We start from the raw sequence: 18,820 nt of genomic DNA, 5'->3' as shown, positions 1-18,820 counted from the left end.
TGAATTATCATGCACGGCCGCCCGAGAGTACAGCCCGTGCATCTTAAGCTTTCTTCTGCCGCCGCCGATAAAGAACAGGGAAGAGCGCTTCCTTAATACCATGAAAAAGCTCATCTTTTCATACACCTTTATAGTCTGCCTCCTGACCCTGGCCATGGTCGACGCCCTGTTCATCGAGTGGTATCCGCTGGAGCGGCTCGAGGCGAGGCTTTATGACAGCCGCCTCAAACTGCACCGGATAAACGCCCCTTCGCCGGTGGTCATTGTAGGAATCGATGAAGAGAGCGTGCGGAAGATGGGCCCCCTGCCCTGGCCGAGGGCATACATCGCCTTCATGGTGCGCCGCCTTCATGAGTACGGAGCCAAGGTCATCGGCGTCGATATCCTCTATTCAGAGAGAGACTACAATCCGGGGCTCGCGGCTATAAAGGATATCATCCGAAAAATCAAGGCGGAACGGCTTCCGGATAAGGAAGACAGAGTGGTCGAGATCTTCGCGGCCCTTCTCGATGCGGAGAGGAGGCTCGATAACGACGCGCTCTTGACAGCTGCCCTCCGCGATACGCGGAATGTTGTCCTTCCCCTTTCTTTTATCCTTAACGGCCCCCCCGGCAGTCAGGCAACCGCCGACAGGAGCGGCCTGATCGGCAGGAGCTCTCTCCAAGGCGCCGTCAAAGGGGCGCCGGTCGCAAAAGGGGTCATCACGCCGCTGCAGCAGTTTGCCGACAGCGCCCTGGCCCTGGGCCATGTCAATCACGCTCCCGACCGGGACGGCGTCCTGCGGAGGGAATCGCTCTTCATCAATTACCAGGATCGGGCGGTCCCCTCCTTCGGGCTGCAGCTTCTGCTCAAGTACCTCGACCGGGACATAAAGGAGCTCTCGATAACGGAGCAGGGATTTTCCCTGGGAACCCTTACCATCCCGACAGACCATGCCAGGCGGCTGCTCATCAATAACGCTACCCGCCGTCCGATCACCTCGCTCTCTTTCTCCGATGTGGCGCAGGGAACAGTACCGGCCGGCGCCTTCACGAACAAGCTCGTGCTGCTGGGATACCGCACCCCGGCAGCGGGGTCGCCTTTCCGCACAGCCCCTCCGCCCGTACTGTCGGACATAGATTTTACCGCCCATGTCCTCACTACCATGCTCTCGGGGAAGCCCGTGGTGAGACCGCACTGGGCCTTTCCTCTCGAAGCGGGGGTGCTCGTCTTTTTCGGAGCGCTCTTCACGGTTCTGGTCCCCCGGGTCCGCCCGATCACCGGCGCCGTTGCCGTAATCCTTGCGCTCTCTCTCTGGGGAGGCGCCGCGGTAGCCCTCTTCATTCTGAAAGGATACTGGGTTAAGCCGACCTATGCCGCCGCCCTCGTCACGCTCTGCGCCCTGGGGCGCATCATCACAGGAGTGCGGGGAAGGGAGAGCGAGGAAGACATCCCCGAAACCGATGTCATCGAAAACGGGGCCCTTCGGCTCGTCGTCGGAGCCCGGACCGATACCGGCAGGATCAGGGACCACAATGAAGACAGCTTCTGCGTCGAGAGGACCATCGGCCTCCTCGCCGTTGCCGACGGGGTCGGGGGGGAATCGGCAGGAGAGGTCGCCAGCGCCAGGGCGATCGACGCCCTGCGGAACTGCCTGAAAAGGGCTGAAGGAGAAGGCAAAAAACCCGATAACGGTAGTAACGGGCGCACGGGCGATACGCTCCTGCTGGGTGAGGCGGTACGCTACGCGAACAGGATCGTGTACGAGACAGCGCAACAGACGCCCCAGTGGCAGAAAATGGGCACCACCGTCGCTGCCGCTCTGGTGAGAGAGGGCCGGATGAGTATAGCCCATGCCGGCGACAGCAGGGTCTACCTCGTCAGGAGCGGTTCACTCGAGCAGCTTACTGATGACCACAGCCTGGTCCAGCCGTCGATGAAACATGTCCTTACCAGGGCCCTCGGCGTCGGCGCCGAGGTGGAAGTCGACCTCCATGAGCTCGCGCTTTCGGAAGGCGATATCATCATCCTCTGCACCGACGGCCTGAGCACCATGGTCTCCGAGAGCGAGCTGCTCGCCGCGGTGACGGCAGGCCGGGATCCGTTCAAGACCTGCACCAAGCTGATAGCGATGGCGAACAGGAACGGAGGGAGAGACAATATCACGGCCATTGTCGCCTATGTATACAAGAGGGGCGCCGCCTCTCAGCCCGTGAAGAGAAGGAGGAACCATGAATAAAGTGCAGTTGAAGTTCCAGGATACCCTGCTCACCGAGCTTCCGATCGACAAGGACATCATCACCATCGGAAGAAAGCCCGGCAACGACATTCATATCGACAATCTCGCGGTTTCGGGCTTCCACGCCAAGGTCTACCGGGACGGGGATAAATTCATCATCGAGGACATGGGCAGCCTGAACGGCACGTTCGTGAACGGCACTAAGATCTCAAAGCACATCCTGAGGAATAGCGATAACGCCCTCATCGGCAAGCATGTGCTGAGCTTCGTACTGCCCGGATCGGCCGACGCCATGGAACAGACACTGGGGAGCAGGAACGCCAAGATGGATGAGACGCTGGTGCTCGACCCCCACCTGCAGCAGAAGCTCCTGAGCAAGATGCCTGAAACGAAAGCGCCCGCGGGAGTGCGTGAGGTCTTGGGCGGCTTCTCGGTTATCGAGGGCTCCAGCGACCGGGATGAGTACGAGCTCAAGGACAGGGTCACCTCGATCGGCAAGGACTACAACGCCGGGATACGGCTGCGCGGGCTTCTGGCCCCGAAAGTCGCCGCTCTGGTCAACCGGAGGAGAGAGGGATATTTCATCAATCCTGTCGGGGGCTCGGCCATAAAGATCAACGGCGAGCGAATCGCCGAGCGCTACGACCTCAAGGACGGCGATGTCGTCGAAGTCGGCAAACTGAAGATGCAGTTCTATCTGCGCGAGTAGTGTCGTGGCAGGCCCCCTCTCCGGCAGAAACCGCCGCACGACGACCATTCCAACCGGGAGCACCGGCAGAGGATACTCCCGCGATCACGACACCCGGTCCCCCTTCTGAGTCTGCACATGACGTCCTCGCTCCCTGCGAAAATAGGCAAATACGATGTTATCGGCGAGCTCGGCAGAGGAGGGATGGCTATCGTCTATCTGGGGTTCGACCCCTTTAATAATCGCCGCGTCGCCATCAAGGTCGCCCTGGAGCAGCCCCTCCAGGACGAAGAGAGCAGGCGCCGGCACCAGAAGATGTTCTTCAACGAGGCCCGCATCGCGGGAATGCTGGACCATCCCAACATACTCTCCGTTTATGATGCAGGCATTCATCATGACCAATGCTACATCGTCATGGACTATATCGAGGGAAGCAAGACCTTGAAAGAGCACTGCACGGTCGGGACACTGCTCTCCATCGAGAGAGCGGTAGCGGTCGTCTTCAAATGCTGCAAGGCGCTCGACTACGCCCATCGCCACGGCGTCATTCATCGGGACATAAAGCCGGGCAACATACTGCTTACCGGCGAGGGGGACGTGAAGATCGGCGACTTCGGCATAGCCCAGAGCGTGAAGGCGGGGGATACCCAGACGCAGTTCCTCGGGCTCATGGGCTCGCCCTGCTATATGTCGCCGGAACAGGTCCGGGAGGAGCCGCTCACCAACCAGACCGACCTCTTCTCTCTCGGCGTCGTCATGTATGAGCTCCTCACCGGCAGGTCGCCCTTCCACGCGCTCAACTTTTCGAGCGTCGTTCGCAGGATTCTCTTCCAGGATCCGCCGCCGCTGCGCTTCTACCGCTCCGATATCCCCAAGACGCTCGAAGTGATCGTCATGAAGGCGCTCAGCAAGAAGATGACGGAACGCTATAAAACGGGAGTCCAGTTCGCCACGGATCTGCGGCTCACCTATGTGACTATCACCTATTCGGAGCACGAAGTCGACCACAAGGAGCGCTTCACGATCCTGCGCAAGCTCGATTTCTTCAGGGAGTTCCATGATTCGGAGCTCTGGGAGGTGCTTCCCGCCGTCATCTGGCGCGAGGTTCCGCCGGGCCGGCAGATCACTGCAGAGGGAAGTGTCGACGAAACGTTTTACATCATCGTTTCGGGAGAGGCGGCGGTGAAGAGAGGAGACCAGACCAGCGCCCTCTTCAGGAGCGGCGACTGCTTCGGCGAGATCAGCTACCTCACCAGGACGAAAAGGACCGCCGACCTCGTTGCCGTCACGCCCGTGGTGCTTCTCGAGGTCAACAATACCATTATCGACCAGTTCTCACCCGCCTGCCAGCTCCGCTTCCACAAGGTGTTCCTTAAAAAACTGATCGAACGCCTCTCGAAGACCTCCGAAGCGCTCACCGAAATTTAGAGCGGGCCGGGGAGGTACCGCTCCAGCAGCGCCATCGCCCGCTCCGTCGCCCCTGCATTTTTCTCGTAAAGCTCTCTGGCGCAGGCCCCCATGCGCCCCCTCTCGAGGGGAGACGCGATGAGGTCGCCGAGGACCGCGGAGAGCGCCGAGGGCTCGACGCGTACCGCCCCCCCTTGCCGGTAAAACTCCTCGATGAACGGGAAGTTCTCCATGTGAGGCCCGCAGACGATCGCCTTTCCCCAAAAGGCGGGCTCGAGCGGGTTCTGTCCCCCATGCTCGATGAAGCTTCCTCCCATAATGGCGATGTCGGCAGCGCCGTAAAGAGCGGCCAGCTCGCCGATGACATCGAGGAGAATAACGAGACCGGAACAGCCCTCCTCTCTACCCGAGAGTTCCGATCGTTTAACATAATTGAGCCCCTTCTGCCGGATCACCTCCTCCACCTCCTTGAACCGCTCGGGATGGCGCGGGGCTACGATGAGAGTGAGTTCAGGGCGCGCGGCTTTCAAATGCGCATACGCTTCCAGTATCAATTCCTCTTCGGTCCTGTGCGTGCTCCCTGCGATGAGCACAGGACCACTCACCTGCTCCGTCCATTCGGGAGGGGAGGACGGCGGCCGGGTATCGAACTTGAAGCTTCCGGTCACCCGTATCCTTTCGGGGGCCGCGCCGAGGAGGCGGAGCCGCTCTGCGTAGAGCTCGTTCTGCACGCAGAAGAGGCTGATCCCCCCGAGCACCCTGCGTATGAAGAGGCGGACTTTCCGGTACCCGTTGAATGATCCCGCGGATATCCTCCCGTTCATCAAGAGAACCGGCATCGAGCGCCTGCCGGCGGCCCTGATCATCGCGGGCCAGAGCTCGGTCTCCATGATGATACAGAGCGAGGGGGTGAAACGGCGGAAGGCGCGATTCACCGCAAAGGGCAGATCGAACGGCACGTACACGATTCGTGCGAGCGATCCCATCCGCTCGGCCGCGACCTTCTGCCCGGTGTCGGTAACGGTAGAGATAACGAGCTCGATTGAAGGACGCCGCTCTTTGATCTTCTTCACCAGCGGTACCGCGGCGATGACCTCGCCTACCGAGACGGCATGGACCCATATCGTCTTCTGCCGCTCATCCTTTGCCCCCTGTCCCTCTCCATACACTCCGAGGCGCTCCCGTATCCACCGCTCCCGCAGGCTGCGCGGTCTCTTCAGGAGCTCAAACGGCAGGAGGATGACGAGGGCCAGGGAATAGAGTACGCTGTAGAGCAGGGATATCATGTCCGGCAGAAACGCTGTGTGCCGGCCTGCGGCACGAGGGAGTCCATGATCTCCGCGACCCGCGCCGACGCCTTCCTGCCGAGGAAGAGCCTCCTTATGGCCCGGAGCTGGGCGGTCATGGCATCTCGATACCCTGCATCATCGATGATGCGGGAGAGCTCCTGCACGATAGTATCGCTGCTCGCTTCCCGTTGGAGCAGCTCCTTGATGCGCAGACCGGAGTCCTCCTGTACCGAGGTGTCGAGGAGGATATTCACGAGCGAGATGTGGCGCACCTTCACCACGCGCTTCCCGATGAGGTAGGTCAGCGGCGAGAGCTTGTAAACGACCGCCATCGGTACGCCGATCACTCCCGCCTGCAGCGTCGAGGTGCCCGAAGCGATAAGCGCGGCATCGGCCGCCAGGAGCGCCTTGAGGGACTCTCCCTGCACCAGCCGGCAGGCGCCCGGAAAGCGCTGCGCGCCGAACAGGGCAGTGCCGAGGTTCGGGGCGATGGGGATGATGAACTGATACCCGGGATAGCGCGCGCTCATCTCCTGCATCACCTCTGCCATGAGCGGCAGGAGCCGCCTCACCTCGTGAGGCCTGCTGCCGGGCATTACCGTGAGCACCGGCCGGTCGGGGGCCAGCCCGAGCATCCGGCGGGCGTCGGCCTTCACCTCGGGAGCCCCGAGCGCTCCAGGAGCATACCCCATCTCCTGCATGAGCGCGCCGATCTCGTCGAGAACAGGATGCCCGACAAACTCGCAGGGAATACCGTGGCGGTGATAGAGGTCCGCCTCGAAGGGAAGGATCACCGCCATCCGGTCGACGATCTTTCCTATGGTCCTGATCCTTCCGGTCCGCCACGCCCATACCTGGGGGCTTACATAATACAGCACTTTGATGCCGCGCTTGCGGGCCTCGCGCGCAACGCGAAAGTTGAAGTCCGGGTAATCGATCAGGACGACCACCTGGGGAGTGAAGGTCGCGAATGCCTCGAAGACCTTCGCGAAGGTCTTCCTGATGGTGCCGAGGGTCCGAATCGCCTCGGTTACGCCGAAGGAGCTCGCGATGGTGGCAACGAGCTCTACTCCTGCCGCTGCCATCCGGACTCCGCCCACCCCGAGAATGCGCACGCCGGGAGAGCGGTCTCTCAGGCGTTCGGCCAGCAGCGCGCCGTAGAGCTCTCCCGAGCTCTCGCCGGCGACGATCATTACCCGTTCAAGCATGCACGGATAGCATTCGCGGTGAGCGTGACATCCGCCTCGTCGAGCTCGGGATAGATCGGGAGCGAGAGCACTTCTTTCGCAGCCTGCTCCGTCACCGGGAAGTCGCCTTCCTTATAGCCCAGGAAACGAACCGCCTCCTGCAGGTGGAGCGGTATGGGGTAGTAGACCACCGAAGAGATGCCGCGCTCCTTCAGCTGCTGCTGGATATAATCCCGCCGCGGGCTTCTGAGGGTGTATTGATGGTAGACGTGGTAAGCCCCCTCTTTTTCGACGGGGCAGCCTGCGACGCCCGCAAGGAGCCGGTTGTACAGCGCGGCATTCGCGCGCCGTCTCCTGTTGTAGTCGTCGATCCGTTTGAGCTTGACCAGAAGGATGCCCGCCTGCATCTCATCGAGCCTGCTGTTATAGCCGAGGCATTCGTGGCGGTAGCCGCCGCGGGAGCCGTGGTTCCTCAACTTCCTTATCTCTTCGGCAAGCCCGGAGGCGTGAAGGGTTATCATCCCGCCATCGCCGTAGGCGCCGAGGTTCTTGCTCGGGTAGAAGCTAAAGCACCCCGCCTCGCCGAAGCTGCCGGTCTTTCTCCCGTCGAGAGAGGCGCCGAAGGACTGGGCGCAGTCTTCTACTATCTTGAGGGTATGCCGCGCCGCGAGAGCCATGATGCCTCTCATATCCGCGGGGTGGCCGAAGATATGCACCGGCAGGATCGCTTTGGTCCTTTTGGTGATCGCCTTTTCGATAAGGGTAACATCGATGTTATAGGTCTCCGGCTCGATATCGACGAATACCGGCGTGGCCCCGGTGTACAGAATCGCCTCGGCAGTGGCGAAGAAGGTGAAGGGCGTGGTGATGACTTCGTCGCCCGGCCCCAGCCCCAGCGCGCGGAGGACGAGGTGCAGCGCGTCCGTTCCCGAAGCGACGCCGATCGCCTCCTGTACGCCGTGATAGCGCTTGACCTGCTCTTCGAGCTCGGCGCCCTTCCTGCCCAGCACATACTGGGAGCTCTCGAGTATCTCGTTCAGTGTCTGGAGCACCTCATCCTTGATGTCCAGATACTGCCGCTTCAAATCGATCATCGGTTTCATTCGTATCTACCACTCCTGTTTTATCCGCTCTCCGATCTGTAGAGCTATCGTTAACGCAGTGCGGCCCTTAAGGGCGCAGACACGGGGCGTGCTCCGTGTGTCGATGCAGGAAAGGAAATCCCTGAGCTCCTCCTTGAGCGGCTCTTTTCTCTCTACCTTCACCGTGTCGGAGGCGATGCGGCCGTTGTCTCTGAAGAAGCGCGTGATCTCCATCTCCTGGTAATCCATGACGACATACGATTCTTTCTGGAATATCGTGAGCCTGCGGCGCTTCTCCAGGGCTATCCTGCTCGCCGAGAGCACCGCATGCACGCCGTTGTCGAACTCGAGCCATGCTTTCGCCATATCAATGGTGGGGGTGAGTACCCGCGACCCGGTGGCCTTGCTGTCCCGCACCGGGCTTCCCGCCACCAGCGAATGTATCACGTCGATATCGTGGATCATCAGGTCCAGGGTGATGTCCACATCGATCCCCCTTCCCTGGAAGGGCGAGAGCCGCTCCGCTTCGATCAGTGTGGGGCTATCCAGGAACGGAGCGAGAGCACCGACCACCGGGTTGAACCGCTCGAGGTGCCCCACCTGGACGAGGACGCCGGCTGCCTCTGAAGCGCGGATCAGCGCATCGGCCTCTTCGATCGTCGCGGTGATGGGCTTCTCGACCAGGACATCCTTGCCGGCGCGTATGCAGCGCAGCGCAACGTCGTAGTGCGTCGTCGTGGGGGTGACGATGCTGACGGCATCGACCTGATCGAGCATCTCCCGGTAATCGCCCACGGCCCTGCAGCCGTAGCGCGCCGCGATCTCCTCTGCGCGCGCCCGGTCGGCATCCGCTACCGCAGCGAGCCTGCACGCGCCGGTCTCGCCCGAGAGCTCGGAGAGAACGCGGGCATGGTGCTGTCCGAGGTACCCCACACCGATAACACCGACTTTTACCATTATGCCGCGGTTCCTTTCCTCTTTCGGCCTCGAGCAGCATCAAAGTGCTTCAGCGCGCGCTCCCGCACATGATGAGCTCCCTTGGTCCTCAACAGGGAGAGCACTTCGGCGGATGCTGCGGCCTTGAGCATGCGCTCCCGCCTCTTCTTGTCGGGGATTTCCTGCAAGGCGCGCCTGCGCAGCGCGGCCATAAACGCGAGATAGCGTCCGAAATCACTGCCGTAAAGGCGTTCCAGCTCTTGCCGTATCGCCCGGGCCATTGCAGGGCTGGCGCCGGAAGTCGAGACCGCGATGCAGAGCGGCCCGCGCTCGACGACCGAGGGGACGATAAAGTTCGCCCGCTCCGGCTCATCGACCACATTCACGAGACAGGGCGCATCCGCCGAGACCGCCGCATTGATGCGGTCGTCCGACGTTGCTGCAATCGCCAGAAACGCGCCCTTCACATCTCCTGCACGGTATTCCCTGAGGACAACCTCGAGCCGACCGTGCGCTGCCTGCGCCGCGATCCGCTTGGTGACGGCGGGGCTGATTACTCTGACCCGTGCTCCTGCCCGCAGCAATGCGGCTACTTTTCTCTCGGCGACCCTTCCGCCGCCGACAACGACACAGGGCTTTCCCTTCAGATCGAGAAAGGCGGGATAGTAGCGCCGCTTCACGGGAGGTGGCGTCTCTGAGTACCGGCGCCGCGCCTCAGAGCGATCCTTTCTTCGCTTCAGAGACAAACCGGCTTGAAGGATACTTGGTAATGAGCGCCTGGAAGGCCTCCCTGGCCTTGTCACTCATCTTGACGGCACGGTACGACTTGCCGAGGAGGAGGAGGGTCTCATCGGCCCTCTTGTACTCGGGGAACTGCTTCAGCAAACCCTCGAACCGGCCTATGGCAGCCTGGTACGCCTCCTTCTTGAAGTAGAACTCTCCGGCGAGGAACTCTCCCTCGGCGATAATGTTCTGCGCCTTCTCTATCCTCAGCTCGACCGCCTCGCGGTAAGGATTGCGCGGATAGAGCTCCTTCAGCCGCTGGAACTCGCGGAGCGCCTTCTTCGCCGCTCCCGACCCGCGGTCGGCGGCCTCGATCTGCGAGAAGTACGCCATGGCGATCTGGTACTGGGCATACGAGGCATACTGGTTATCGGGATAGAGCTCGAGGAACCTCCGGTACTCTTCGATGCCGAGGTCGGGCTCTTTTTCGCGGATATAGGAGTCGGCGATCTTGAGCTGCGCCATCGGCGCGTATTTTTTGGTCGTATCCCTGTTCTTCACCTCGAGGAGCAGCTTTCTCGCCTCTTCGTAATCTTTATCGTCAAGGAGCTTGTCTGCCCGCGCGAACTGCTTCTCGGGAGCAAAGGCCTCTTCGCCTTTCGTACCTTTCCCACCGCCGCCGCACCCCTGGAGAAGGAGCGCTGCCGCCACTACTACACCTGCAAGGGTTACGCTGATTTTTCTCGCAACGTTTCTCATAGTAAAGTATTTAAACTCTAACTCCGCCCTTTAGTCAAGGGTTTTGACTTAACCCTACCCCATATTTTAAACTGTGTAAATTGCTGTATGACTGCAGATCGTGAATCACGGCAGCATCATGCCGGACTCTTGTTTCGGAAGGGGAGCATTATTATGGCCATACCAATAGATAATTCCGGGAGCAGCAGGCGCATGACCCTCGTAGCTGCCGTACTCGCCTGCTCTGTTTTCTTTCTCTTTCATCCCGTCGTTTCCCGCAGCGCCGATGCACCGGCCGGTTCGACCGGACCGTCCGCATCGGACAGACCGGCCACAACGGACAGATCGATTGGTATAGAACAGCGGCTTGCCGAGTTGAGAGACGAGGCACTCTCCTACTTCAGCCCCGTGGCAGGGACCATCACCGCGGTGAACGGCACTGCAGTGACTATCAGTACTGGCAGTACTGGCAGTACCGGCAGTACCGGCGATACCGGCCGGAAGCAGTCGCTCAAGACGGGAATGCGGCTCAATGTCTTCAGGGAGGGGGTCAGCTTCATCCATCCGGTCACCAAAGAGCCGCTCGGCAATGTCGAGGTCCCGGTCGGCACCATCGAGGTCACCGCGACAGGCGCGCGCGAAGCCGAGGGCATCATTACGTCGGGCAAGGCTGAAGAGTTTCTGAATACGAAGATCAAGATCCCGGGGACGAAGATAAAGCTCCTCTTCATTCAGGGAGAGATCGACTGGTTCCTCGGCGACGCCTATTACCAGGCGCTCAAGGAGAGCGGGCGCTTCGAGCTGATCGATACCGGGCTCGCCACCGCCGATACGGCGAAGATCATGGCTGAAGCTAAAGCGAAGGGCGCGGAGGCGGTCCTCGTGCTGCACGGTCGGGAGTTTACCGATCACGTCACGATGACCCAGAAGCTTCTCTGGGCAGGCGACGGGAAGCAGTTCTCAGAAAAGACGGTATCGACCGATGCAGCCGGTGTCAGGCTGCTGCGCGCCCGTGCTGCACGCTTCCTCCCCCAGGAGGGAGAGGCCCTGCTCTCGTTCCATCTCCCCTACTCTGCGCAGAAGCTCGCTGTCGGCGACCTCGATGGAGACGGAGCCCCGGAGATCATCGTCGTTGCAGGCGCTACGGTACGGGCATACCAGGCAGGAGTCGATCTGAAATTCCTGTGGGAATTCACCCTCCCCTCGACGAGCGAGGTGCTCTGGATAGACACTGTCGATCTGAATAAGAACGGGAAGGAAGAGCTGCTCGTCACCTCGCTCTACGGCGGCGGTGTAAAGGCCGGCAGCGAGGAGATCAACGCTCCCCGGGAGAGCGGGAAGGTGAACTCCTTTATCTATGAGCTCAGCAGCGGTGCATTCACCCAGATATGGAAAGCTCCGGAGCTGTTCCTGAGAAAGCTCGGCGACGGTGCGGCAGCGCAGAAGTATCATAAAAGCGACGGGTTCGACGGCAGCGTCGTTGCGTTCCGCTTCGACGGGGGTACCTACACGACGGGGAGCGCCCTCAAGGTCCCGGCCGGGATCAATATCTACGACTTTCAGCAGGTGACCTCTGTCGATGGACGCCAGGCCTTCTTTGCATGGGACGACTACGGGTATCTCGGCCTCTACACCGAGAAGGGCATCAAGACCTGGAGGAGCAAGGAGGATTTCGGCGGGTTCTCGCTCAGCTTCAAGAAAGAGTCCCCGACCGTCATGACGGACCGCGGGAGCTGGTCGGTCAAGGACCGCCTGCTCACCAACGGCATCGAGGTGCTCGTTCCCAAACGCAAGCCGCTGCTCGGCATGGCGAAGGGGCTGGGATACAAGAGCTCGGAGATCAGGAGCCTCTGGTGGAACGGTATCGATGTCGAAGAGCGGACCTTCATCGAGCATGCGGGAGGAGAGGTGATCGATTACCACATGATCGGCGACAGAATGGTCGTCCTCACCAAGGTGCCGCTGACCGATAAGGCGAAGAACCTTCTCAAGGGCATGCTCCCGCGCGGCATCATGCTGTACGTATTCTCGCTCAAAGGGAAATAGAAGTTACGGCAAACTCGAAGCACGAATGTCGAAATTCTAAACAGAAAAATCAGTATCCGACGTTTCGGATTTCGAGTTTCGGATTTGTTTTAACGGGAGGAATAAGGGGTGGAGCAGAGAGGTATTCCGAGACATATCGGGATCATCATGGACGGCAACGGGCGGTGGGCCGAGCTCAGGGGGCTCCCCCGCTACGAGGGGCATAAAAGAGGTGTGGAGCGGGTCGGCGAGATCGTCAGCGCGGCAAAAGGGCTCGGCGTGGAGGCGCTCTCGCTCTACGCCTTCTCCATAGAGAACTGGCTCAGGCCCGAAGAGGAGGTCTCGGTCATCATGACCCTCCTCGAGTCCACGCTGCAGAAGGAGTTCCTCACCTTCATGAGGGAAGGTATCCGGTTCAGGATCATCGGGAACAGGGATCGCCTGCCCGGCCATATCCGGACCCTCATCGAATTCGTCGAGCAGAGAACGGCGGGCAACAACGGTCTCATCTTCCAGTGCGCCCTGAGCTACGGCGGAAGAGACGAGATCGTCCGCGCGGTGCGGGAAGCGGTCAGGCGCGGCGCGCAGCCGGATGAGATAACGGAGGATTATTTTGGAGGGCTGCTCGATACCGCCGGCGTCCCCGACCCCGATCTCATCATCAGGACGAGCGGCGAGCAGCGGGTGAGCAACTTTCTCATCTGGCAGTCGGCCTATGCCGAGTTCTACTTCACTCCCACCCTGTGGCCCGACTTCACGAAGGAGGAGCTCCTGGAAGCGCTCCACCAGTACCGGATGAGAGAGCGGCGCTTCGGCAGGATCGAAGGATCGAAAAGCTTTCTCATCGAGAAGTCATTGGGTCTTGCCGACACCTGGAGCGACTAGGCGTATGCACTCCCGACGACTGCTGGTCGCCGCGATAGTCCTCCCCCTCTTCTATTTCTATATCTCGAAGCTCTCACCCTACTATTTCCTCGCCCTCTTGCTGCTTATCAACGTACTCGCCCAGAGGGAGTTCACCATGATGTACCGGACGAAGCAGCCGCTCGCGCTCCTCGGTATCGTCGCAGGCAGCGCGTTTCTCCTGGTTCCTCTCGCTCCGGCTGCGCTCCTGCCGGTCCTCTACCCGGTGCTCTTCATGCTGACGTTCATGCTCATCGCCGCCGTGCGCCTCTTCATGATCAAAGATCCCGTCGCATCGCTCCCCGATGTCGCACCGGCGCTCACCGGCTTCCTCTATATCCCTCCCCTGCTTTTGTCGCAGTGGTATTTGCGGATGCAGGGATATGAATGGATACTGTTTTTGTACGGCTGTGTCTGGGCGTCCGACAGCGCCGCCTACTATATCGGCAAGAGCATCGGCAGGCGCAAGCTCTATAAAGAGGTGAGCCCCAACAAGACCGTGGCGGGCGGGCTCGGATCGGTGGCCGGCGGGGCCTTTGCCGCGCTCCTGTTCGGAAGCCTGCTCCTGAAGGGGATCGGCATCCCTCTCCTGCTCGGCATAGGCGCCGTTGTAGGCGCGGTCACGATCGTGGGCGACCTCGTCGAATCCATGTTCAAGAGGGATGCGGGGGTAAAAGATTCGGGGGCGCTGATCCCGGGGCACGGCGGCGTGCTCGATAAAATCGACGGCGTCCTCTTCGCAGGCCCGGTCCTCTACGGGGTAACGCTGCTCTTATGAAAAACATCGTCATACTCGGCTCGACCGGCTCGATCGGCAGGAGCGCCCTGGAGGTCATTGCACGCTTTCCGGAGCGTTTCAGGGTTGTCGGCCTGACCGCAGGCAGGAATGTCCCCCTTCTTCTCGAACAAATCAGGCGATTCACCCCCGAGGTCGCCGCTGTTGCCGATGAGGTGTCTCTGCGGGCAGTGCAGGAGGCCCTCGGAAGCGGCAAGGGCCCCGAGCTCCGCTGCGGCGTCGAAGGCATCAGCAGTGCAGCGGCTGCGGAGCACGCCCATGTCGTTATCTCCGCCATAGTCGGCGCCGCAGGGCTCATGCCCACGCTTGCGGCGATCAGGGCGGGGAAGACGATCGCCCTCGCCAATAAAGAGACCCTGGTCATGGCGGGTCCGATCGCCCTGGCAGAAGCACAGCGGTGCGGCGCCCTGCTCTTCCCTACGGACAGCGAGCACAGCGCCATCTTTCAGTGCCTCAGGGGATACCGCAAGGAGGAGATCAAGAGGATCCTCCTCACCGCCTCCGGCGGTCCGTTCATCGGGAAGACCGCAAAGGAGCTGGAAACGGTCTCTGCCGAAGACGCCCTCAGGCACCCGAACTGGAGCATGGGGAGGAAGATCACTATCGACTCAGCGACCCTCATGAACAAAGGGCTCGAGGTGATCGAAGCGCGTTACCTCTTCGATCTCCCCCCTGCCATGATCGAGGTGCTGATTCATCCCCAGAGCATCATTCATTCCATGGTGGAGTTTACCGACAACAGCTGTATAGCACAGCTTTCAAAGCCCGACATGAAAGGGCCCATCGCGTATGCCCTCTCGTACCCCGAACGGCTCGATGCCGTCCTGGAGCCCCTCGCCTGGGAGACCCTCGCCGGTTTGACCTTCATGCGGCCCGATACGGCAGCCTTCCCCTGCCTTGCGCTCGCTTACGATGCGCTGCATGCAGGCGGGACCATGCCGGCAGTCCTCAATGCAGCAAATGAAGCTGCTGTCGCCGCCTTCCTGGAGGGCGCTGTTGGTTTTAACAAGATACCTGCTATAATTAGAAAAATAATGGACGGCCATACCGTACAGCCTGCTGACGACCTCGCCGTGGTGCTCGATGCAGACCGGCGGGCGCGGGAAGAAGCGAGAAAGCTCATAGCTCGTGGCTGATGGCTCATGGCAAAGGCACGATAATTAATTGTGTATACTATGAGCTATGAGCTGTTTGCCGTTGCTATGAGCTGATCCGGAGGAGGAATTACCTGAATGAGCATTATCTCGGCCGTTGTCCTTTTCGGCTTCCTGATATTCATCCATGAGCTGGGCCATTTCCTGCTGGCCAAATGGAGCGGGGTCAAGGTGCTCAAGTTCTCTCTCGGGTTCGGGCCGAAGGTGATCGGAAGGAAGATCGGCGAGACGGAATACCTCCTCTCCGCCGTTCCCCTGGGGGGCTATGTAAAGATGCTCGGGCAGGAAGATATCGGCGAGGTGGAGGAAGATGCCGAAGCGTCCGAGCGGGAGCGCTCCTTCAGGCATCAGCCTGCGTACAAGCGGGTCCTCATTATCCTGGCGGGTCCGCTGTTCAATATTCTTACCGCGGTGGTCGTCTTCTTTTTCGTCTACCTCGCCGGGGTACCGACCCTCCTTCCCGTTGTCGGCGATGTCATGCCGGACACCCCTGCCGCACGGGCGATGCTTGCCAAGGGCGATGTCATCAAAGAGGTGAACGGTACGCCGATCCACTACTGGACCGACATGACCGAGATCATACGCGAGCATCCGCAAAAGCCCGTTGCGCTTACGGTGCTGCGCAACGGAGACTCCCGGACCGTCACCGTCACCCCCGAGGTAAAGAAGATCCCCAATATCTTCGGCGAGATCGAGGAGATCGGCGTTATCGGGATAACGCACTCCGGCGAGACCGCCATGGTGAAAGAGGACCTTCCCACCGCCTTCAGGAACGCCTTCCTCAAGACCTGGGAGATCATCGAGATCACGCTCGTCGGCATTGTAAAGCTCATTCAGCGGGTCATCCCCGCCGAGACCATAGGGGGGCCTATCCTCATCTTCCAGCTCGCCGAGAAGCAGGCAGCCGCAGGGCCGATGAGCTTCTTCGTCTTTGCTGCCGTCATCAGCATCAATCTCGGCATATTGAACCTTCTGCCGGTGCCGGTGCTCGACGGGGGCCATATCCTGCTCCTCGGGATCGAGGCGATCACCGGAAAGCCCCTGAGCGAGACCGCGGTGATGGTCGCCCAGCGTATCGGCCTCGCCCTGCTGATCATGCTGATGCTCTTCGCCTTTTACAACGACATATTCAGGATCATCAGCGGCAAGCCGCTGCCATAACAACCGTGACGCGTGGTGCGTAGCGCGTAATGGGTAAAGAGACGGGAGGGGATCAGAAGCCTTGTCTTTCACGGACCACGCATTACGGATTACCCGTTACGGATTAGTATGAAGCCCGCAACGATAAAACATCTGCGCTCGGCAGGAGGCGTCGTCTTCAGGAGGACCGGAACGGCGGTCGAGGTGGCGCTCATCGCCACAAGGGACAGGACGGTATGGACGCTTCCCAAGGGGATCATCGACAAGGGGGAAAAGGCCGAAGTGACCGCCCTCCGGGAGATAGGCGAGGAGACGGGCCTGACCGGCAGGATCGTAGGCTCACTCGGCGACAAGTCCTACTGGTTCTATCAGAAGAACGAGAACGTGAAGTACCGCAAGACGGTCACGTTCTTCCTGGTCGAGTATGTGGGCGGCGAGCTCGCCGGCGCCTCTGCCGAGGTCGATGAGGCGCGCTGGGTTCCGCTCGAGGCCGCGGTTTCCGAGGTGGCATACAAGAGCGACCGGGAGATACTCGAGAAGGCAAAGGAACTGCTGGCAGCGCATGGGTAGCGTCGTTACCTGGGAGGCGTTGAAGGATATCGCTGTCTCGTTGAGGCGGGAGGGAAAGAGGCTCGTCTTTACCAACGGCTGCTTCGACCTCATTCATATAGGGCATATCAGGTATCTCAGGGAGGCGAAGCGGCTCGGCGATGTCCTCGTCGTCGGCCTCAACACCGATGCCTCGGTGCGGCGGCTCAAGCCGAACCGCCCCATCACCCCCGAAGCAGAGCGGGCCGAGGTGCTCGCCGCTCTCGAAATGGTGGACTATGTAACGCTCTTCACCGAGGATACCCCCTATGAGCTGATCGCGTATCTCCGTCCCGATGTCCTGGTGAAGGGCGGCGACTGGAAGAGAGAGGATATCGTCGGCGCCGATATCGTAGCCGAGGTCCGGAGTCTTCCGTATGTGTGCGGCCGGTCGACGACCGAGATAGTCAGAAAGATCTCGTGCCTTCCTGAGACAAAGAGCGGCTCCTCGTGATATCATATAGTTCTCATTCTGTCTCGTGCTTTGCATTATATAAGGCTGCATTTCATGCAGCAGACCATTTTTTGAACGGGAGGTCTCTTACATGATGAAGAGAGGACTTGCAGTCTCGCTGGTGCTCGTCGTGCTCGCCTCTGCCGGGATTGTCTTCGGACTGGTCGCGAAAGGCGAGGAGTCGTTCGCCAAGTTGATGGAGGGAAACAAGCGGTTCGTTTCCCTGGCACCGGAAAAATACGATCTCGATGCCAAAAGAAAGGCCTGCACGCTCGGCCAGAATCCTTCGGCGATCGTCGTCGCCTGTTCCGATTCGCGGGTGGCCCCCGAGATCATCTTCGACCAGTGCCTCGGGGATGTCTTCGTGGTGCGGGTTGCCGGCAATGTGCTCGATCCTGTCACCCTCGGCAGCATCGAATATGCTGCGGAACACCTCCATACCCCGCTCCTCGTGATCCTCGGCCATGAGAAGTGCGGCGCCGTCGCCGCCACGCTCGATGCAAAAGGAAAGCCGGAAGGCAACATCGGCGCGATCGTCAGGAAGATAATGCCGGCGGTGAAGAAGGCCCAGATGAAGGGCGGCAGCAGAGAGGATATGCTGAATAACGCGATCAGGGAAAACGTCCTGCTCTCGCAGAACTACATGCTCAGGAAGAGCCCGGTGCTGAAGCATCTCATCGAGAAGGGCGAGCTCAAGGTCGTTACCGCGATGTACCACTTCGGCAGCGGCGAGGTCGAGATCCTCGGCGCAGCCGCTCCCGCTCCGGCAGCGCCACCGCAGAAAACAGCCGCTCGTTAACTCTTCCTTCCCGGGAGGGGCCGGGAGGGCTCACCAGGCCCTCCCGCTTCTACACCCAGTATTCGGGATACTTCCGGTCTCGTGCCAGGTTGTTGACGATGAGGGCGACGATCAGGAGGATGAGCGCGCCGGCGCCTGCGGGGACGAGGGCATAAAGGAAGCCGAGGCTATGTATCTTTTCGCCGCCGATAACGGCGATGAGCGCCGTCGCCCCTCCGGGGGGATGGAGGGTCCTGGTCGCGAGCATCGCCGCTATGGCGGCAGAGACGGCGAGCGCAGCAGCCACCCAGACCGTTCCGCCGAAAAGCTTGTAGCACGCCACCCCTGCGAGCGCTGATAGGATATGGCCGCCGACGAGGTTCCTCGGCTGGGCGAGGGGGCTCTTGATAGCGGCATAGACGAGCACTGCGGAGGCGCCGAATGAGCCTATGATAAGCGTCAGCTCCCGCGGCTCGAGGAACTGCGACGAGATATACCCGCAGATGCCGATGCCGATAACCGACCCTATGAAGGCCCAGGCGATCTCCTGGGGGCACGCCCCCGGCGGGCATACCGCCCCGCCCTTCATTTTCGAGAAGAAGTGTTGCAGCTTCATGCTCATGCACCTCCCGCTCCGGCGTACGAATTGTTCGAGCTAAGACAATCATCGCCTATTTCGCCGTGCCGGGCTATGACTTAAGTCAAAAACGCTGA

Annotated in this window: 18 protein-coding genes; 11 read left to right on the top strand and 7 right to left on the bottom strand. The window is 60.6% G+C overall.

Annotation, left to right across the window (positions count from 1 at the left end):
- The first annotated feature begins 100 nt into the window (after positions 1–100).
- The 3 genes from AB1805_03575 to AB1805_03565 all read left to right on the top strand — a co-directional run bounded on the left by AB1805_03575 (position 101) and on the right by AB1805_03565 (position 4,334).
- On the top strand, positions 101–2,218 hold the full coding sequence (locus tag AB1805_03575) for a CHASE2 domain-containing protein (GenBank protein ID MEW5744508.1): 2,118 nt from the start codon (positions 101–103) through the stop codon (positions 2,216–2,218).
- Positions 2,211–2,927 (top strand): FHA domain-containing protein, encoded by a 717-nt coding sequence (locus tag AB1805_03570; protein ID MEW5744507.1) that lies wholly within the window; start codon positions 2,211–2,213, stop codon positions 2,925–2,927. The genes AB1805_03575 and AB1805_03570 overlap by 8 nt, the downstream gene beginning before the upstream one ends.
- Positions 2,928–3,044: 117 nt before the next feature.
- Positions 3,045–4,334 carry a serine/threonine-protein kinase gene (locus AB1805_03565; protein MEW5744506.1) on the top strand — a complete coding sequence of 430 codons (1,290 nt, stop codon included), beginning with the start codon at positions 3,045–3,047 and terminating at the stop codon, positions 4,332–4,334.
- Here the strand turns inward: AB1805_03565 and AB1805_03560 are convergent.
- Genes AB1805_03560 through AB1805_03535 form a run of 6 tightly spaced genes read right to left on the bottom strand, consistent with a single transcriptional unit; the run spans position 4,331 to position 10,289 of the window.
- Complete coding sequence (locus AB1805_03560; protein ID MEW5744505.1) at positions 4,331–5,599, bottom strand: 3-deoxy-D-manno-octulosonic acid transferase; 1,269 nt, start codon at positions 5,597–5,599, stop codon at positions 4,331–4,333. The genes AB1805_03565 and AB1805_03560 overlap by 4 nt on opposite strands.
- Positions 5,596–6,810 carry a lipid-A-disaccharide synthase gene (gene lpxB / locus AB1805_03555; GenBank protein ID MEW5744504.1) on the bottom strand — a complete coding sequence of 405 codons (1,215 nt, stop codon included), beginning with the start codon at positions 6,808–6,810 and terminating at the stop codon, positions 5,596–5,598. The genes AB1805_03560 and lpxB overlap by 4 nt, the downstream gene beginning before the upstream one ends.
- Positions 6,795–7,892 carry a DegT/DnrJ/EryC1/StrS family aminotransferase gene (locus tag AB1805_03550; GenBank protein ID MEW5744503.1) on the bottom strand — a complete coding sequence of 366 codons (1,098 nt, stop codon included), beginning with the start codon at positions 7,890–7,892 and terminating at the stop codon, positions 6,795–6,797. Before AB1805_03550 ends, lpxB begins: the two co-directional genes overlap by 16 nt.
- Before the next feature lie 6 nt (positions 7,893–7,898).
- Positions 7,899–8,828 carry a Gfo/Idh/MocA family oxidoreductase gene (locus AB1805_03545; GenBank protein MEW5744502.1) on the bottom strand — a complete coding sequence of 310 codons (930 nt, stop codon included), beginning with the start codon at positions 8,826–8,828 and terminating at the stop codon, positions 7,899–7,901.
- Positions 8,828–9,487 carry a bifunctional precorrin-2 dehydrogenase/sirohydrochlorin ferrochelatase gene (locus AB1805_03540; protein ID MEW5744501.1) on the bottom strand — a complete coding sequence of 220 codons (660 nt, stop codon included), beginning with the start codon at positions 9,485–9,487 and terminating at the stop codon, positions 8,828–8,830. The genes AB1805_03545 and AB1805_03540 overlap by 1 nt, the downstream gene beginning before the upstream one ends.
- A 34-nt stretch (positions 9,488–9,521) precedes the next feature.
- Positions 9,522–10,289 carry an outer membrane protein assembly factor BamD gene (locus AB1805_03535; GenBank protein MEW5744500.1) on the bottom strand — a complete coding sequence of 256 codons (768 nt, stop codon included), beginning with the start codon at positions 10,287–10,289 and terminating at the stop codon, positions 9,522–9,524.
- A 153-nt stretch (positions 10,290–10,442) separates the two neighbouring features.
- Between AB1805_03535 and AB1805_03530 the strand changes: the two genes are divergently transcribed.
- The 8 genes from AB1805_03530 to AB1805_03495 all read left to right on the top strand — a co-directional run bounded on the left by AB1805_03530 (position 10,443) and on the right by AB1805_03495 (position 18,127).
- Positions 10,443–12,314, top strand: a complete 1,872-nt coding sequence (locus AB1805_03530) for a VCBS repeat-containing protein (GenBank protein MEW5744499.1) — start codon at positions 10,443–10,445, stop codon at positions 12,312–12,314.
- 108 nt (positions 12,315–12,422) lie between these two features.
- Entirely contained in the window at positions 12,423–13,178 is a 756-nt protein-coding gene (gene uppS / locus AB1805_03525; protein MEW5744498.1) for a polyprenyl diphosphate synthase, read from the top strand.
- Between the two features lie 4 nt (positions 13,179–13,182).
- Positions 13,183–13,974, top strand: coding sequence for a phosphatidate cytidylyltransferase (locus tag AB1805_03520; protein MEW5744497.1), 792 nt, complete (start codon positions 13,183–13,185; stop codon positions 13,972–13,974).
- Positions 13,971–15,128 (top strand): 1-deoxy-D-xylulose-5-phosphate reductoisomerase, encoded by a 1,158-nt coding sequence (locus AB1805_03515; GenBank protein MEW5744496.1) that lies wholly within the window; start codon positions 13,971–13,973, stop codon positions 15,126–15,128. Before AB1805_03520 ends, AB1805_03515 begins: the two co-directional genes overlap by 4 nt.
- A 96-nt stretch (positions 15,129–15,224) precedes the next feature.
- The gene (gene rseP, locus AB1805_03510) at positions 15,225–16,307 is read left to right on the top strand and encodes an RIP metalloprotease RseP (protein ID MEW5744495.1); all 1,083 of its coding nucleotides are present in this window, start codon (positions 15,225–15,227) and stop codon (positions 16,305–16,307) included.
- Positions 16,308–16,415: 108 nt separating this feature from the next.
- Positions 16,416–16,856, top strand: a complete 441-nt coding sequence (locus AB1805_03505; GenBank protein MEW5744494.1) for an NUDIX hydrolase — start codon at positions 16,416–16,418, stop codon at positions 16,854–16,856.
- Complete coding sequence (rfaE2, locus tag AB1805_03500) at positions 16,849–17,328, top strand: D-glycero-beta-D-manno-heptose 1-phosphate adenylyltransferase (GenBank protein MEW5744493.1); 480 nt, start codon at positions 16,849–16,851, stop codon at positions 17,326–17,328. Before AB1805_03505 ends, rfaE2 begins: the two co-directional genes overlap by 8 nt.
- A 91-nt stretch (positions 17,329–17,419) precedes the next feature.
- Positions 17,420–18,127: a carbonic anhydrase gene (locus AB1805_03495; GenBank protein MEW5744492.1), complete on the top strand. Its 708-nt coding sequence runs from the start codon at positions 17,420–17,422 to the stop codon at positions 18,125–18,127.
- Between the two features lie 49 nt (positions 18,128–18,176).
- Here AB1805_03495 and AB1805_03490 read toward each other — a convergent pair whose 3' ends face one another.
- Positions 18,177–18,722: an HPP family protein gene (locus tag AB1805_03490; GenBank protein MEW5744491.1), complete on the bottom strand. Its 546-nt coding sequence runs from the start codon at positions 18,720–18,722 to the stop codon at positions 18,177–18,179.
- Positions 18,723–18,820 lie beyond the last annotated feature (98 nt).

It is taken from the genome of Nitrospirota bacterium (assembly GCA_040752355.1).
Taxonomy (GTDB): domain Bacteria; phylum Nitrospirota; class Thermodesulfovibrionia; order Thermodesulfovibrionales; family Dissulfurispiraceae; genus JBFMCP01.
Note: the sequence above shows the minus strand (reverse complement) of the source record. Positions and strands in the feature narration are given on the sequence as shown.